This window comes from Hydrogenophaga intermedia, assembly GCF_023715105.1.
GTDB classification, from domain to species: domain Bacteria; phylum Pseudomonadota; class Gammaproteobacteria; order Burkholderiales; family Burkholderiaceae_C; genus Hydrogenophaga; species Hydrogenophaga intermedia_A.
The window spans coordinates 100476-115980 of record NZ_JAMBNO010000014.1 but is presented as its reverse complement, the minus strand read 5'-3'; the positions used below and the strand labels follow the sequence as shown (position 1 = coordinate 115980).

The window sequence follows — 15505 nt, the reverse complement described above, 5'->3', positions numbered from 1 at the left end:
TCACAGCTGGCTCAGACGCTGCAGCATCTGGTCGGAGGTCTGGATGGCCTTGGAATTCATCTCGTAGGCGCGCTGGGTCTGGATCATGTCGACCAGCTCCTGCACCACGTTTACGTTGGAGGCTTCGGTGTAGCCCTGCATGAGGTGGCCCATGCCGGTGGCGCCGGGGGCGGACGCGATCGGCGCGCCCGAGGCCACGCTCTCGCGGTACAGGTTCTGACCCAGCGGCTCCAGGCCCGGCGGGTTGATGAAGTTGGCGAGCTCGATCTGGCCCACCTGCTGCGGCGCGGTCTGGCCCGCGAGCTTGGCGCTCACGATGCCGTCTGCCGAGATGGTGATGCTCTCGGTCTCGGCCGGCACGGTAATGCCGGCGGTCAGCGGGTAGCCGCTGTTGGTGACCATGCGGCCCTGGGCGTCGATCTGGAAGCTGCCATCGCGCGTGTAGCCGGTGGTGCCGTCGGGCATCTCGATCTGGAAGAAGCCCGCGCCGTTGATGGTGACGTCCAGCGCGCGGCCCGACTGCTGCGGCGTGCCCTGCGTGAAGCTGCGGCTGGTGGCCACGGTGCGCACACCCAGGCCCACCTGCAGGCCGGTGGGCAGCTCGGCCTGCTCGGTGGCGTTGGCGCCCACCTGACGCAGGTTCTGGTACATCAGGTCCTCGAACACGGCGCGCGAGCGCTTGAAGCCGTTGGTGCTGACGTTGGCCAGGTTGTGCGAGATGACGTCGAGCTGCGTTTGCTGCGCGGTCATGCCGGTGGCGGCGGTCTTGAGCGAGTTGATCATGGTGTTTCCTGGGTTCAGCCGTTGCTGAGCAGCTGGCTGGCGCTGCGGTCGTTGCCTTCGCCGTTCTGCAGCATGCGCATCTGCAGTTCGTACTGGCGGGCCACGGCGATCATGCCGACCATGGCCTCGACGGGATTGACGTTGGAGCCTTCGAGCGCGCCGTCTTGAAGACGTGCGACTTCGCTCGCGGGCAGCGGGTTGTTCTCGGGGCCGCGGAACAGGCCGTCCTCGCTGCGGCGCAGCGGGTTGTCGACATCGGGCACCACCATCTTCAGGCGGCCCGCCACCTGGCCAGGCTCGTTGCCCACGCGCGTGTTCACCGTGCCGTCGGCCCCGATGTCCACCTGCGCATTGGCGGGCACCACGATCGGGCCACCGTCGCCCAGCACGGGCAGGCCGTTGGCGGTCACGAGCGTGCCATCGGCGTTGATATCGAATGCGCCGGCGCGCGTGTAGGCCTCGGTGCCGTCGAGCCCCTGCACCGCAAACCAGGCATCCCCTTGTGCAGCAACGTCGAGTGCGCGGCCAGTGACCTGCACGGAACCGGGCTTGTGATCATGGCCGGCCGTCGCTTCCAGCGCGAACACGCGCGTGCTGGCGCCGTCGCCACGGATCGGCACAGCGCGGAAGGTGGACAGCTCGGCACGAAAACCCGGCGTGGACACGTTGGCCAGGTTGTTGGTCAACACCTGCTGGCGATGCGCCGCGGCGTTGGCGCCGGTCATGGCGGTGTAGATGAAGCGGTCCAAGCACAGATCCTTTCGCTCACCGAAGGCACCAGCAGCGCTGGCCACAACGGCTTGAAAGGATTGTGGAAATTCTTGAGGGTGGGCGAACGCCCGAACAACACGGCTTGGGCCGCGCAATTCGGCGGTTCAAGCAGGGCGGCACCGCCGCCAGGATCGTGTCAGCCCGGCGTGCGTCGCTGCCAGCAAAAGATCGGCAACGCGATGCGCTGTCGCTGCGAGCCGTTCCATTCGGTCTGCAAGCCGTGCTGCCGGAGCGCCTCGCACACCCGGTTCCCGACGGCGACGTAGTCGGCCGGCTCGTCGCTGTGGAAGTGGCCAAAGGCCAACAACAGGCCTTGGCCATACAAGGCGCTGTCCATGTCCTGGCTGTGGAAGAAGCAGGCGCCTGTGTACCTGTCGCCATCGGGGTCCAGGGCAGCAACTTGTTCGTTCACCACCTCGAAGCCCTCGAGCAGCGTGTCGCCCGCCCACTGCACCGCCAGGATGCCTTGGTCGCTCAGGTCCGAAAAAGCGTCCGCGAGGCGATCGTTGTCGGTCTTGTCGGGCCAGCCGGCCTCAGCGGCCCGCTTCCTGGCAAGAACCGTCGCCACAAACGACCTCATCACCTCGATGTCGATGCCATCCTCGTCGTCGGCGCGTTCAAGGACGAAGCGGTTGATCTCCTCGGGCGAGTGGTAGCCGTACCAGATCCAGCGGACGATGTCGGCGCGCAACCCGTTCTCGGCGCTGTCGACATCCTCGCTGTCTTCGTAATCGTCCAGCGGGAAAGGGGCGTGCTCTGCGTACGCCTGACGGCACAGCGCAGCGACGTCGTCCGCCGGCCAGGGCTGTACGAAGTGCTTGCCCCCGTTCTTTCGCACGCCGATCTGGCGCACGCGGGCATCGAAGCAAAGAAAGTAGTTCCGCCCATACGGAAACAGCGTCTTGAACTCGCGATAGTGGGCATCTGCACTCGGGAGCCAGCTTGCATGAAGAAAGACGTCGCGCGAGCTGTCGCGGGCGGCGGCGAAGGCTGCGCAATCGCGAAGCACCCGGTCCACGGCCTCGTTCGAGGGCATGGCGCCCGCGAACCACACGGTGAGGGAAAGGATCGGGTCCGAGTGACTCTGGTACGTTGAAACACGGGCGCCGACAGCGCGCGCGGGCGCATAGTCATCGGACAGATCGTGGAAGGACCAATCGTCGGCGGCAGAGGACATGGCGGCGGGGGTGGCAGCGGTTGCGAGAGGGTCACGATCGTCGTCACCCCAGTGCCCTGGCGCACTACCCCCGATGCAGGATTTCTGCCGACTCGGCGCCGCTCATCAGCGCATGTTGAGCAGCGTGCTCAGCACCTGGTCCTGCGTCTTGATGGTCTGCGCGTTGGCCTGGTAGGCGCGTTGCGCGGTCATCATGTTCACGAGTTCGGCCGTGATGTCGACGTTGGAGTCTTCCAGCGCACCAGCGCGCAACGCGCCGAAGTTGCCGCTGCCGGGCTCGCCGCGCAGCGGGTCGCCCGAGCTGAAGGTGGCCGACCACATGCCGCCGCTCATGGGCTGCAGGCCTTGCGTGTTGCGGAAGTTCACCAGCGAGATCTGACCGGCGGCGCGCGTCTCGCCGTTGGAATACTGACCGGTGACGACACCGTCTTCGTTGATCTTCAGGCCGATGAACTGGCCCGGGCGATAGCCGTCCTGATCCAGCTCGGTGACGCTGAAAGCGGTGCCGTACTGCGTGATGTTGTTGAAGTCGAGGTCGACGTTGAACGTGCCGTTGGCCGACGTCAGCGCGATCTGCGGGATGGTGGACGTGGCCGTGTCGAGGGAGCCGTCGGCCAGGAAGTTCACCGTGAACGGCGTGGACAGCGCGGGGTCGGCGCCGTTGACGCCGTGGTAGACCTCCCAGCTGTTGTTGCCGACCTTGCGGAACGCCAGCGCCACGGGAATCTCCAGGCCTTGCGAATCGAAGGCCACGAGCGAGGTGCCGTAGGTCGACAGCGGCGTGTTCGGTGTCACCGTGTTCCACACCGGCGCGCGCGCGTCGAGGTTGAATTCGGCGGTGATGCCGCTGGTCTGCTGTGCCGGAATCGGGCTCGCCGTGGGCAGCGACAGCGGCACCGGGTTGAAGCTGATGCGGTTGCCGTCCGGATCGGTGGGGTAGCCCATGAGCTGGCCGCCGCCGTTGGTGACGATGTTGCCGTCGTCGTCGAGCTTGAACATGCCGGCGCGGCTGTAGGTGGTGGTGCCATTGGGCATGGTGAGCTCGAAGAAGCCCGCGCCGTTGATGGCGATGTCCAGGTCATTGCCGGTGATGGTGATGTTGCCCTGCGTGAACTGCTGCGACACCGCCGCCACCGCCACGCCGATGCCCTGGTTGGTGCCGCCTGCCGCGTTGACCGAGCTGGCATAGACCTCGGCAAACTCGGCGCGCGAGGACTTCATGCCCACCGTGTTGCCGTTGGCGATGTTGTGGCCGATCACGTCGAGGTTCTTGCTCGCGCTGTTGAGGCCGGAGAGTCCTTGCTGGAATGCCATGGCGGGTTCCTTGTGAGGCGAAGAAAGGGGTTACAGGAAGGTGGTGATCTGGTCGTGCCGCAGGGTGCTGCCGTCCTGCAGTTCCAGGCGCAGCTCGCCGTCCTGGTTGGCCACGGCCGTCACGGAATAGCGCCCGAAGGTGGTGGCATTCACCGGCGTGCCACCGTTGGAGGCACGCACGCGGTAGCCCGCCACGTCGTTGGGGTTGAAATCGCTGCCGTCCCAGTTGAAGGAGTGCTGGCCCGCGGTGAGGCCGCCAAAATCCAGCGTATCGAGCACCTGGCCGTTCTTGCCGACGACATCGACCTGCACATTGGCGGCCGCCGCGGGCAGGCGGAACGCGCCCTTGCCCACGGTGCCGTCGAAGCCGAGCCCGTTGCCCGCCACCAGGGCCTCACGCCCGATCAGCGTGATGCCCTGCATGGTCTGCATGGAGGAGTACTGAGCCGCCATGCCCTTGAGCGTGGCGTTGAGCGACTCGATGCCCGCGACCGTGTTGATCTGCGTCATCTGCGTCGTCATCTGCGCGTTGTCCATCGGGTTCATCGGGTCCTGGTTGTTCAGCTGCGCGACGAGCAGCTTGAGAAACCGGTCCTGCGTGGCCTCGGCGTTGGTGGCCGAGGTGGCGGACTTGGCGGTGGAGCTGCCGGGCGTGTTGCCGAGGCCGGACAGGTCCAGGGGGGAAGAGAACATCATGGTCGGGTTCCTTGTCGCGCGCGTTCAGGGGCCGGTCACTGGCCCATCTGCAGCGTCTTGAGCATCAGGCTCTTGGCGGTGTTCATCACCTCGACGTTGTTCTGGTACGAACGCGAGGCCGAAATCATGTTGACCATCTCCTCCACCGGGTTCACGTTGGAGTGCGTCACGTAGCCTTGCTCGTCGGCGCTGGGGTGCTGGGGCGAGAACACGCGGCGCCCCGGGGCGTCGCTCTCGGTGATGGTCTGCACCTTCACGCCCGCACTGCCCGGGCCACCCATGGCCTCGGTCTGGAAGTGGATGTGCCGCGCCTTGTAGGCCTGACCGTCGGGGCCGGCCACCGCATCGGCGTTGGCCAGGTTGCTGGCCACCACGTTCAGGCGCTGCTGCTGCGCGCTGATGGCGCTGCCGCTGACGTTGAATATCTGGAACATCGACATGGCGGGGTCCTTTCGGTCACTGGCCGGTGATCGCGCTGAGCATGGTCTTCACATGGCCGTTGATGAAACGCAGCGTCGACTCGTAGCGGATCGTGTTGTCCGCGAAGGCGGCACGCTCGCGGTCGAGATCGACCGTGTTGCGATCCTGCGAAGGTTGCGTTTGCACCGCATAGCCGAGCTTCGGTCCGGCACCCGCCTGCACGCCCACGCTGCTGAAGTGGCGTGCGTCGGTGGTGGCCACGGTGCCGTTGGCGCTACCGCTGGCACTCTTGAGTGCGGAGGCGAAATCGAAGTCGCGCGCCACATAGCCGGGCGTGTCCGCGTTGGCGATGTTGCTGGCGATCACCTGCTGGCGCTGCGAACGCAGCATCAGCGACTTGGCGTGGAAGTCCAGCCGGTCAGTCATCTGTTCGAGCATGTGCACCTCGCGGTCGGTATGACGGGCCAGCCTCGGACGGCATCCGGGACTGGGGCGTGCAGGCATTGTCAAAAGACTTGGACGCGGGCAAAGCTTGAAACAGCGGGGTGCAAGACCGGTATTTCGCAGCTTGCCGGTGATGGCACGCTCCTACAGTGCTGAGGTGTGTCCTTGTCCCTGGAGAGCGCCATGAACCGCCCCGCCCTGCGCCTGTTCCTCACCGTGAGCTTCGGCCTCGTGCTGCTGGCCGCGGCCGCCGGTGCGCGCGCCAACCCGAACGCCGGGCTGGAGCAGATGGCGCGCGATTTCCTGCAACCCGCCGTGGAGCAGGCCCTGGCCGAACAGGCCGGCATGCCGTTGCGCGCCGAGGTGGTGATGGGTGAACTCGACAGCCGCCTGCGCCTGGCGCCTTGCAACGGCATCGAGCCCTTTCTTCCACCGAACGGGCGGCTGTGGGGGCGCAGCCGCGTGGGCCTGCGTTGCGTGGACGGCCCCACCCGCTGGAGCGTCTACCTGCCCGTCACGGTCAAGGCCTTCGGGCCGGCCTGGGTGCTCAAGGCGGCGGTACCGGCCGGCGACACACTGACTCAAGAACACGCCGGGCGCGCCGAAGTGGATTGGGCGGCCCACCCCTCGATGGTGTTGGCCCTGCCCGAGCGCTGGATCGGCCAGCAAGCGGCCTATGCCCTCACGCCGGGCCAGGTAATCCGCGAGAACATGGTGCGCGCACCCCAGGCCTTCGAGGCTGGCACGCCCGTGAAAGTGAGCGCCAACGGCAATGGCTTTGCCGTGACGGTGGTGGGCCAGGCCCTGAACGCCGGCCACGTGGGCCAGGCCGCCCGTGTGCGCCTGCCCAGCGGCAAGGTGGTCAGCGGCACCGTGCGCGCGGACCAGACGGTGGAACTGCCGTTGTGACCGTCCGTTGGGCGACAAGCGGCAGAAAAAAGGCCTCAACACCCTAAAGTTCCGGAGATCGAGACCGATACGACAACGACATGGCCCCACAACCGGGGCACGGAGCGTGACATGAAAGTCGATTCCTCTAGCGCGGATTCCTACATTGGCAGCGTCGCCGGTGGCCCCCAGAAGGTGGCTGCCCAGCCGGCCACGCCCGTCGAGGGCGCCGGCAAGCAGGCCCCGGGCACCCCGCAGCCGGGCGTGACGGTCACGCTTTCATCCACCGCCGGCACCGGCGGTGGCGATGTCTTCAATGCCGAGAAAGTGGCCGCGATGAAGCAGGCCATCGCCGACGGCAGCTTCAAGGTCAACCCGGAAGTGATCGCCGACAAGCTGCTGGCCAACGCGGCCGAGATGCTCAACGCCGGCCGCGGCTGAGCCCACCCACCATGAACATGCCCGCCCACGCCTGGATCGCCACTCTGCACGGCCACCTGGACGGGCTCGAACGCGCGCTGCTGCAAAGCGACGCCCCCGCCGTGGAGCGCGCCAGCGCCGCCGTGCAGGGCGCCCTGCAGCACGCCCCGCGCACCCTGGAATTGCGCGGCGCCGACGCCGATGCCCTGCAGTCGGCCGCCCAACGATTCACCCAACTGCGCGCGGCCACGCTGCGCGCCGCCGCGCTCAACGAGCGCGCGCTCGGCAGCCTGCTGCCGGACCACCTGCAAAAGCCCACGTACCAGCCAAGTGGCCTCGCCCGCGCCGGGGGGCCGCGGGGCCGATACGTCGCTGCCTGAGGGCACGCACATCCCCAACGAAGCCGGCTGGTCGCCGGCTTCGTTGCATCTGGCGAGCGGTTGGCCGTAATGAGTGGGGCGATCTGTCGAAATAATTGACATCGCCATCAAAGACTCACGCCCAATGCAAGCAAATTCAATGACTTGCAGCGATGGCATGGTCGTTGCATCACCCTCGGCAATCCGCCATTCGCTCCGAGCTCACACCAAGGAAAAGACCATGTCCATCACGAAGCCCTATACCTTCGCCGTTGCTGGCGCCCTGGTTGCCCTGCTGTCGTTCGGCAGTGCCCACGCCGCCCCGGTGATCAACGCACAGATCGTCGCCAACCCCACCAGCGCCAACGTGCCGTTCACGCTGGAAGACCTGGGTACCAGCCTGTCTGCAGGCTTGGTGAGTAACGCCCCTCTGACCACCTCGACCAATGTTGACGTCAGCTTCACCGGTAATTCGGGCGTGTACTCCGGCGACGTGGGCGGCGTGACCCGCTCGCCGTTGCGCAATGCCGACGGCTCGTACAGCAACATCAACTACTTCAACGCCCGCGCTGGTGGTTCGGTGATCATGGACTTCAACACCACGCTCACCGCCTTCAACCTGCTGTGGGGCTCGGTCGACCCGAACCCGGCCAGCTACAACACCCTGACCTTCACCTTCTCCGGGGGCGGCGGTTCCACCGTCATCACTGGCGCCGACGTGGTGGCCGGTCTGGTGGGCATCATTCCCGGCACCACGAACCTCGCGGTGTCCATCTCCAACCTGACGCCCTTCGACACCCTGACCGTCACCGCCACCAGCGAGGCCTTCGAATTCCTGACGGGCACGCCGGTGCCCGAGCCGGGCATGCTGTCTTTGCTGGGTCTGGGCTTGATCGGCCTGGCCGCCGCGCGCCGCAAGCAACGCAAGGCCTGAGTCTTAGCCACCAAAAAAACCGGCCTAGGCCGGTTTTTTTGTTGTCCTGACGAAACCCTGGTCGCGATCAATGCTCGCGCAGCTTGCTGCGCAGACGCGCGATCGACTGGCTGTGCAGCTGGCAGACGCGCGATTCGGTGACGCCGAGCACGGCGGCGATTTCCTTCAGGTTCATGTCGTGCTCGTAGTACATGCTCATGATGTGCTGTTCGCGTTCGGGCAGGGTGGTGATGGCGCTCACGAGCGCCATGCGCATGCGCTGGTCCTGCAGCAGCGATGACGGATCGGCCTCGCTGTCACCCATGTGGCGGTCGAGGAAGCTGTCCTCGTCGTCGCCACCTCCGCCGATGTCTTCCAGGTAGACAAGCTGGGTGCCGCGTACCTTGGCCAGCAGCGACTGGTAGTCGGCCAGCGTGAGGCCCATCTCGGCCGCAATCTCGCTTTCCTTGGGCGGGCGGTGCAGCTTCTGCTGCAGCCGGTGCACGGCATGCTCGATGTCTTTCTGGCTCTTGCGCGAGCCGCGGCTCATCCAGTCGCCGTCGCGCAACTCGTCGATCATCGCGCCGCGGATGCGCTGGCTGGCGAAGGTCTCGAACTGCACGCCCTGCGAAGGCTCGTAGCGCGCAATGGCTTCGGTGAGGCCGATCATGCCGACCTGGATGAGGTCGTCGATCTCCACACTCGGGGGCAGCTTGGCGATCATGTGGTGCGCCAGGCGGCGCACCAGCGGGCTGTACTTCTTCAGCTGGTCGTCGCGTTCGAGCGTGCCTTTGGCGGTGTACATCGTCAGCTCCAGAGGGGGGAAGCGGCCCCGGCCACGTGGCCACGGGCGGGTGATCGGGTGGGGGCGAAAGGCGGCGTGTCGGTGCGCACCAATGCGCCGTCGGGCACACGGCGGGCCCAGTCGGCCTGCGCCCACACGGGGGCGCGCAGGCCCAGGTGGCGCTGTGCGGTATCAACCACGTTGGCCAGCACCTGGGCGCCAACTTCCATGGGCGCGAGCACCGGGCACAGGCCAGCGGCGTGCAGCCACTTGAGCGAACCGTAGGCGTCGATGCTGGCCTGGGCCTGCTGCAACACCGGCACCAGCACGCGCGCACTCACACCGGCCAGCAAGCCGGCCAGCGCCTGTGCAGGCGCATACAGAAGGATCAGCGCGCCGGCCGCGAACGGCGCGAACAGGCGCGAGAGCGCGGTGTCGGCGCCACCGGCGGCGGCGGTGTCCACCAGCGAGCGCAGCCCCTGCGCGCCAGGCATCACGAGCCAATCGCCCGCGTTGTCGTGCCCCGCCCCGAGGTTGGCCACGCTGCCGTCGGTGAGCGCGTGCAGCAGACCGCCGCTGGCGCCACGCTCGGTCGCGCAGGCATCGATGACGACGACACGCTGGCCGGCGTCGGCCAGCGACATGGCCAGGCGGCACAGCCATTCGAAGCCCTGCGAGGGCTGGGCCGGGCTGGCCAGCGGCATGAGGGCCGGGCTGCCGTCGCGCGCCTGCAGTTCCAGGCGCAGGCCGGCGGCCTGGTCAAAGCCGAACTCAAACATGCAGGCCACCCGCGCCGAGGTTCATGCCGCGGCCGCCGGACTGGGCGAAGTAAAAGCCCATGTCGGCGCTGGCCGGGTCGAAGGCGGACTTGCCGCTGGAGCCCATGCTGAGCTTGACCAGCGAGGCAGCGTCGGGGTGGTGCCAGTCTTCGGGCACGCGCTGGCCATTGGCCACACCGCGCAGCGGCACGTGGTGGCGCACCAGCGCGTCGATGGCTGGGCCAAGCTTGACGGCCTCATCCACCTTGGAGAGCACCACGCCGTGCAGCTTGTCGGCCTTGAAGGCGGCCAACGTCTCGTCGATGGTGTCGCCTTGCGAGCCGGCGTTGAGCACCAGTACCTTCTTGAGCGTGGGCAGCTCGAGCACGTCGAGCATGTCCTGCACGCGTTGGTCGCGCTGGCCCAGGCCGGCGGTGTCGATGATGACCAGTCGCTTGCCGGCCAGCAGGCCGAGCATGTCCTTGAGCGCGGCGCGGTCGTGCGCCAGATGCGCCACCACGCCGAGCATGCGGCCGAAGGCGCGCAGTTGTTCGTAGCCCGAGACGCGGTAGCTGTCGAGCGTGACCAGGCCCACGCTGCCGGCGCCGTACTGCTTGACGCACTGCGCCGCGAGCTTGGCGGCGGTGGTGGTTTTGCCGACACCGGTGGCGCCCACGAGCGCGACCACGCCGCCCTCGTCGGCCAGACCGGCGCCGGGCTGGGCCACGCGCAGGTTGCGCTGGATTGCGTCCATCAGCCAACGCAGCGAATCGCCCGCGCCGGCCTCGGCCGGCAGGCGCTCCAGCAGGGCACGTGCCATGGCCGGCGAGTAGCCCGCGCGGATGAGTTTGTGCATCAGGCTCGACTGGATCGGATTGCCCTTGCTCGAGCCCAGCCAGGCCAGGGTGTTGAAGCGCTCTTCGATCATGTCCTTGAGCGCGCCCAGTTCAACCGCCATGCGCTGGTCGTCCTGCTTGGCAAAACGCACAGGCGGCTCGGAATCCTGGAAGGCGTTCTCCCGCGTGCGGATGGTCTGCGGGCGCGGCGTGGGGATGGTGGCCGGGCGCGGGTCGTTCATGCGCTGCACCGGCACCATGATGGGTTCGTCGCGCACGGGCGCTGCGGCGGCCGTTTCCGCCTCGGCGCCACCCAGCGATTCGCGGCGCTTGCGCAGCATGCGCTCGCGCACGTAGTCCTGGAACGACAGGGTGCTCATCGCCATGGCTTCGGTGTCGTTGGCGACCGAGCTCTGGGTGTTGGCGAACGCTTCCTTGCGCGCGGCCGGGGCCGCCGGCGCAGCGGCGGCGGGCGCCGCCTGGGCGATGCTGGCCAGGCTCTCTTCGGCCGCGGCCATCACCTCGAAGCCCTCGGGCGTCTGGCGCGTCGAGAGGATCACGGCGCTGTCGCCGAACTGGCGGCGCGCCTTGGCCATGGCCTCGCGCGAAGTGGGGGCGATGAAGCGTTGGATGTTCATGTGCTCAGTCCCAGGTGAAAGCATTCAAAAGGTCAGGCCGCAAGTTGCCCAAGGATCGGGCCGATGCGGATGAGGTGGGTCTCGGGGATCTCGCTGTGCGCGAGCACCTGCAGGCGCGGCGCGGTGCGGCGCAGCAGGCGCGCCATGGCGCTGCGGATGGCGTCGGGCACCAGCAGGCAGGCGGGCACGCCCTTCTCTTCCTGCTGGTTGGCAATGTCGGTGGCCGATTTGCTCAGCATCTCCGCCACACCGGGGTCCAGCGCGCCGGCGTTCTGGCCGGTCAGTGCCTGCATCAGCAGACGCTCCAGGCCGGGCTCGATGGCGATGACTTCGAGTTCCTTCACCGGGCCGTAGATCTGCTGCACGATGGCCGGCGCCAGCGCGGTGCGCACGCGGCGCGCCAGCTCGTGGGGCTCGGTGACCTGCGTGGCGTGTTCGGCGATCGATTCGATGATGGTGCGGATGTCGCGCACGTGCACGCCCTCTTCGAGCAGCAACTGGAGCACCTTCTGGAAGGTGGCGACAGAAACCATCTTGGGCACGACTTCCTCGATCAACTTGGGGGCCAGGCGGGTCACGTGTTCGACCAGTTCCTGGGTCTCCGTCCGGCTCAGCAACTTGGCCGCCTGGACTTGCATCAAGTGTGAAAGATGGGTCGCGAGCACAGTCTCGGAATCAACCACGGTGAAACCGCCCATTTGCGCCGTTTCTTTCTGGCGCTCGTCGATCCAGTGCGCGGGCAGGCCGAAAGCGGGGTCGGTGGTGGGCGTGCCGATGAGGGGAACGCCGGTGCCGCCGGGGTCGATCGCCAGCCACATGCCGGGGAACACCTCGCCCTCGCCCACCACCACGCCGCGCAGCGTGATGCGGTAGGCGCTGGGGCGCAGCTCCAGGTTGTCGCGCACGTGCACCGGCGGCGGCAGGAAGCCCACGTCCTGCGCGAACTTCTTGCGCACGCCCTTGATGCGCGTGAGCAGATCGCCCTGGCGGTTCTTGTCCACCAGCGCGATCAGGCGGTAGCCCAGCTCCAGACCCAGCAGATCCACCGGCTGCAGGTCGTCCCAGGTGGCTTCGCCGTCGTTGGCGGGCCCGGCGGGCGCATCGCTGGCGATAGCCTTGGGGGCGAGCTCCTGCTGGCGGCGCCACCAGGCGAGGCCACCCAGCATGGCGGCGAACGCCAGGAAGAACAGGTGCGGCATGCCGGGGATCACACCCAGCAGGAACAGCACCGAGGCCGCCACGCCCAGCACGCGCCAGGAAACGAACATCTGGCGCGCCACCAGAGTGCCAACCTCTTCGTCCTTGCCCACGCGCGAGACCACCATGGCCGCGGCCACCGAGATCAGCAGGCCGGGGATCTGCGCCACCAGCGCGTCGCCCACCGCGAGCAGGATGTAGTTGTCCGCCGCGGCGCCAGCCGACAAGCCGTGCTGCAGCATGCCGATGGCAAAGCCGCCGATGATGTTGATGATCAGGATCAGGATGCCAGCCACCGCGTCGCCGCGCACGAACTTGGAGGCGCCGTCCATGGAGCCGAAGAACTCGGCCTCCTCGCCCACCTCGGCGCGGCGGCGCTTGGCCTCCTTCTCATCGATCAGGCCAGCACCCAGGTCGGCGTCGATCGCCATCTGCTTGCCGGGCATGGCGTCCAGCGTGAAGCGCGCCGACACCTCGGCAATGCGCTCGGCGCCCTTGGTGATCACGACGAAGTTGATCACCACCAGGATCACGAACACGATCAGGCCGACCGCGAAGTTGCCGCCGATGAGGAAGTGGCCGAATGCCTCGATCACCTCGCCGGCCGCACCCGGGCCGGTGTGGCCTTCGAGCAGCACCACACGCGTTGAAGCCACGTTGAGCGACAGGCGCAGCAGCGTGGTGAGCAGCAGCACCGTGGGAAAGACCGAGAAGTCCAGCGGGCGCTTCATGTGCGCGGCCACCATCATCACCACCAGGGCGAGCGCGATGTTGAGCGTGAAGAAGGTGTCCAGCAGCCAAGGCGGCAGCGGCAACACCATCATGGCCAGCACCGTCATCACGAGCATGGGCGCGGCCAGGGCGCCGGCGACGGCACCGTTGCGCTTGAACCATTGCTGCAAGGCGTTCATTCGTCAGACTCCTGATCGGTCTTCTTCTTGAAGTGGGGGTCGAGTTCGGGCGGCACCTGCGGCTGCGGGTCGGCTGGCATCACGCCCTCGCCGCGCAGCGCGGCCTTGAGCTGGTACACCCAGGCCAGCACCTGGGCCACCGCGGTGTAGAGCGCGCCCGGGATCTCCTGGTCGATTTCGGCGTTGGCGTAGAGCGCACGTGCCAGCATGGGCGACTGCAGCACGGGCACGGCATTGGCCTTCGCAACATCTCGGATCTTCAGTGCGATGAGGTCGCTGCCCTTGGCGATCACGCGCGGCGCGGCCATGGTCGCTTCGTCGTAGCGCAGTGCGACGGCATAGTGCGTCGGGTTCATCACCACCAGATCGGCCTTGGGCACGGCCAGGATGCTGTTTCTCTGCGCAAGTTCACGCTGGCGCTGGCGGCGCTTGCCCTTCACGTGCGGATCGCCCTCGGCTTCCTTGTGCTCGCGCTTGACCTCGTCATGCGACATGCGCAGCTTGTGCTTGTGCAAGGCGCGCTGCACCGGCACGTCGATGGCCGCCACCGAGGCCACCACCAACAACAACAGGCCCACGCCGAGCATGAGCCACTGCCCGAGCTGGCCGATGCCGGCTTCCAGCGGGCGCATGAGCAAGGTGGCAAACGGATGGGCATGGCTGGCCACGAACTGCGCCGCCACCAGCAGCAGCACGGCAGTGATGGCCAGCAGCTTGGCCGTCTCGACCAGTTGCTGGCGTGAGAACAGGCGCTTGAGGCCCGCCAGCGGGCTCAGGCTGGAGAGCTTGGGTTCGATGGGCTTGGTGCTGAAGGCGTAGCCGCCCGACGCCACGATGGCGACCACCACGAGCACCAGCACGGCCAGCCCCAGCGGCAATACCAGCAGCAGGCCCTGGCCGGCGCCGTTGGTGAGGCGCTGCAGCATCAACTCTGGGGTGCGCACACCAGCGTTATCGAAACGCAGCTGCGAAGCCATGGCATCGCGCAGACGCGAAAAGCCCAGGGGAGCGAGCATGGCGAGCAGCGCCAGGCCACCGCCCAGCACCGCCAGGTGGGTGAGGTCCTTGGAACGCGCGACCTGGCCATCGTCACGCGCCTTCTTGAGGCGCTGTGGCGTGGCTGGGAGGTTCTTGTCTTGGCTGGACGATTCCATGCATCAGGCTCTGAGGAGTGAGCCTGATTGTGGAAAGCGGGTCGGAAAACTAAAGGGCGATAAGGCGGGGGGAAAGGTCGCTTATTCCCTTGGGGACGGGCGGTTCGTGCGTTTCGTCCCTTTTCACGCAACGACCTCGCACGCTCGCGAGTGTGAGGTACTCCCCTCCGCGGCTGTCCCCCGGGCCGGCTGCGCCGGCCCTCCTCCTTTATGCCGCTACGGGAAGCACCTCACACTCGCGAGCTGAAGTAACGTTGGAGCGCGCCTGCACCGTACGCCACGAGTGACTCGGTGATCGGGGTGTCCGATGTAGCGAAGTAAAGGAGGAGGATCGGGCTGCAAGCCCGATCCGGGGGACATGAGCGGAATCGGATACCCCGGTCGCCGAGTCACGGCGTGTCCGGAGAAAACCGCCGTCAGAACCCGAGAGAAGCCAGCAGGTCGTCCACCTGCTTCTGGTCCGTCACCACGTCGGTACGGCCTTCGGCACTGACCACCGGACCCGCGAGCTCGAAAGCCTTGTCCTGCCCCGGTTGGCCCGAGGGCGCGGATTCGAGGAGCAGCGCGAGCAATTGTTCTTCTATCGTGCCCGCCAGATCCACCACCCGCTTGATCACCTGGCCGGTGAGATCGTGGAAATCCTGCGCCATCATGATTTCGGTCAGGCGGGCGTCGGCCTGCTCCGACAGGCGCACCACGTCGTTCGACCACTCCATCAATTCCGGCATGGCCTTGGCCAGTGCCGGCACCCGCTTGATGGTGTCGGCCAGATCGCGGCCGCGCTGCGTGATCTGCTCCTGATCGCGCTTGCCCTCTTCCACCTGGCTCAGCACCTTCTCGGCCGCCTCGCCGGTGAGGCGCGCGATGTAGGACAGTCGGCTTTGCGCATCGGGCAACTGCTCCACCGTGCCCTGCAGCTTGTCGGCGTAGCCGAGTTCCTTGAGCGCGTCGTGCAGCTGGCGCGTGATGCCACCCAGCTTGCGGAACATGTCCGGGTTGCCCGCGCCCTGCGTGTCGTTCTTGTCGGTCATGGCAGGCCCCT

At 67.2% G+C, this 15505-nt stretch carries 17 protein-coding genes; 4 read left to right on the top strand and 13 right to left on the bottom strand.

The genetic code is table 11. The features are described from left to right. The 7 genes from flgG to flgB all read right to left on the bottom strand — a co-directional run bounded on the left by flgG (position 1) and on the right by flgB (position 5599). A complete protein-coding gene (gene flgG, locus M3149_RS14685) occupies positions 1 to 783 on the bottom strand; it encodes a flagellar basal-body rod protein FlgG (protein WP_251710294.1) in 783 nt (260 codons plus the stop codon). A 14-nt stretch (positions 784 to 797) separates the two neighbouring features. Then, the gene (flgF, locus tag M3149_RS14680) at positions 798 to 1532 is read right to left on the bottom strand and encodes a flagellar basal-body rod protein FlgF (RefSeq protein WP_251710293.1); all 735 of its coding nucleotides are present in this window, start codon (positions 1530 to 1532) and stop codon (positions 798 to 800) included. 158 nt (positions 1533 to 1690) lie between these two features. Next, on the bottom strand, positions 1691 to 2731 hold the full coding sequence (locus M3149_RS14675; protein WP_251710292.1) for a DUF6891 domain-containing protein: 1041 nt from the start codon (positions 2729 to 2731) through the stop codon (positions 1691 to 1693). 105 nt (positions 2732 to 2836) lie between these two features. After that, positions 2837 to 4045 (bottom strand): flagellar hook protein FlgE, encoded by a 1209-nt coding sequence (gene flgE / locus M3149_RS14670; RefSeq protein ID WP_251710291.1) that lies wholly within the window; start codon positions 4043 to 4045, stop codon positions 2837 to 2839. Positions 4046 to 4075: 30 nt separating this feature from the next. Beyond that, on the bottom strand, positions 4076 to 4741 hold the full coding sequence (locus tag M3149_RS14665) for a flagellar hook assembly protein FlgD (protein WP_251710290.1): 666 nt from the start codon (positions 4739 to 4741) through the stop codon (positions 4076 to 4078). Positions 4742 to 4776: 35 nt separating this feature from the next. Beyond that, on the bottom strand, positions 4777 to 5181 hold the full coding sequence (gene flgC, locus M3149_RS14660; protein WP_251710289.1) for a flagellar basal body rod protein FlgC: 405 nt from the start codon (positions 5179 to 5181) through the stop codon (positions 4777 to 4779). Between the two features lie 16 nt (positions 5182 to 5197). Then, complete coding sequence (gene flgB / locus M3149_RS14655; protein WP_251710288.1) at positions 5198 to 5599, bottom strand: flagellar basal body rod protein FlgB; 402 nt, start codon at positions 5597 to 5599, stop codon at positions 5198 to 5200. Positions 5600 to 5788: 189 nt separating this feature from the next. On the opposite strand from flgB, the gene flgA reads away from it, so the two are divergent. The 4 genes from flgA (at position 5789) to M3149_RS14635 (ending at position 8206) form a co-directional block, all read left to right on the top strand. Continuing rightward, positions 5789 to 6514, top strand: coding sequence for a flagellar basal body P-ring formation chaperone FlgA (gene flgA, locus M3149_RS14650; protein ID WP_251710287.1), 726 nt, complete (start codon positions 5789 to 5791; stop codon positions 6512 to 6514). Positions 6515 to 6625: 111 nt separating this feature from the next. Continuing rightward, entirely contained in the window at positions 6626 to 6934 is a 309-nt protein-coding gene (gene flgM, locus M3149_RS14645) for a flagellar biosynthesis anti-sigma factor FlgM (RefSeq protein ID WP_251710286.1), read from the top strand. 11 nt (positions 6935 to 6945) lie between these two features. Beyond that, positions 6946 to 7293 (top strand): hypothetical protein, encoded by a 348-nt coding sequence (locus tag M3149_RS14640; protein ID WP_251710285.1) that lies wholly within the window; start codon positions 6946 to 6948, stop codon positions 7291 to 7293. A 220-nt stretch (positions 7294 to 7513) separates the two neighbouring features. Continuing rightward, positions 7514 to 8206 carry a PEP-CTERM sorting domain-containing protein gene (locus M3149_RS14635; protein WP_251710284.1) on the top strand — a complete coding sequence of 231 codons (693 nt, stop codon included), beginning with the start codon at positions 7514 to 7516 and terminating at the stop codon, positions 8204 to 8206. Between the two features lie 67 nt (positions 8207 to 8273). Here M3149_RS14635 and M3149_RS14630 read toward each other — a convergent pair whose 3' ends face one another. The 6 genes from M3149_RS14630 to M3149_RS14605 all read right to left on the bottom strand — a co-directional run bounded on the left by M3149_RS14630 (position 8274) and on the right by M3149_RS14605 (position 15494). Then, the gene (locus M3149_RS14630) at positions 8274 to 8990 is read right to left on the bottom strand and encodes an RNA polymerase sigma factor FliA (protein WP_251710283.1); all 717 of its coding nucleotides are present in this window, start codon (positions 8988 to 8990) and stop codon (positions 8274 to 8276) included. A gap of 2 nt (positions 8991 to 8992) precedes the next feature. Then, on the bottom strand, positions 8993 to 9748 hold the full coding sequence (locus M3149_RS14625) for a hypothetical protein (RefSeq protein ID WP_251710282.1): 756 nt from the start codon (positions 9746 to 9748) through the stop codon (positions 8993 to 8995). Next, positions 9741 to 11201: a flagellar biosynthesis protein FlhF gene (gene flhF, locus M3149_RS14620; protein WP_251710281.1), complete on the bottom strand. Its 1461-nt coding sequence runs from the start codon at positions 11199 to 11201 to the stop codon at positions 9741 to 9743. The genes M3149_RS14625 and flhF overlap by 8 nt, the downstream gene beginning before the upstream one ends. A 32-nt stretch (positions 11202 to 11233) precedes the next feature. Continuing rightward, complete coding sequence (gene flhA, locus M3149_RS14615) at positions 11234 to 13309, bottom strand: flagellar biosynthesis protein FlhA (protein ID WP_251710280.1); 2076 nt, start codon at positions 13307 to 13309, stop codon at positions 11234 to 11236. Beyond that, complete coding sequence (locus M3149_RS14610) at positions 13306 to 14463, bottom strand: EscU/YscU/HrcU family type III secretion system export apparatus switch protein (protein WP_251710279.1); 1158 nt, start codon at positions 14461 to 14463, stop codon at positions 13306 to 13308. Before M3149_RS14610 ends, flhA begins: the two co-directional genes overlap by 4 nt. A gap of 416 nt (positions 14464 to 14879) precedes the next feature. Beyond that, positions 14880 to 15494, bottom strand: coding sequence for a protein phosphatase CheZ (locus M3149_RS14605; protein ID WP_251710278.1), 615 nt, complete (start codon positions 15492 to 15494; stop codon positions 14880 to 14882). Positions 15495 to 15505: the final 11 nt, after the last annotated feature.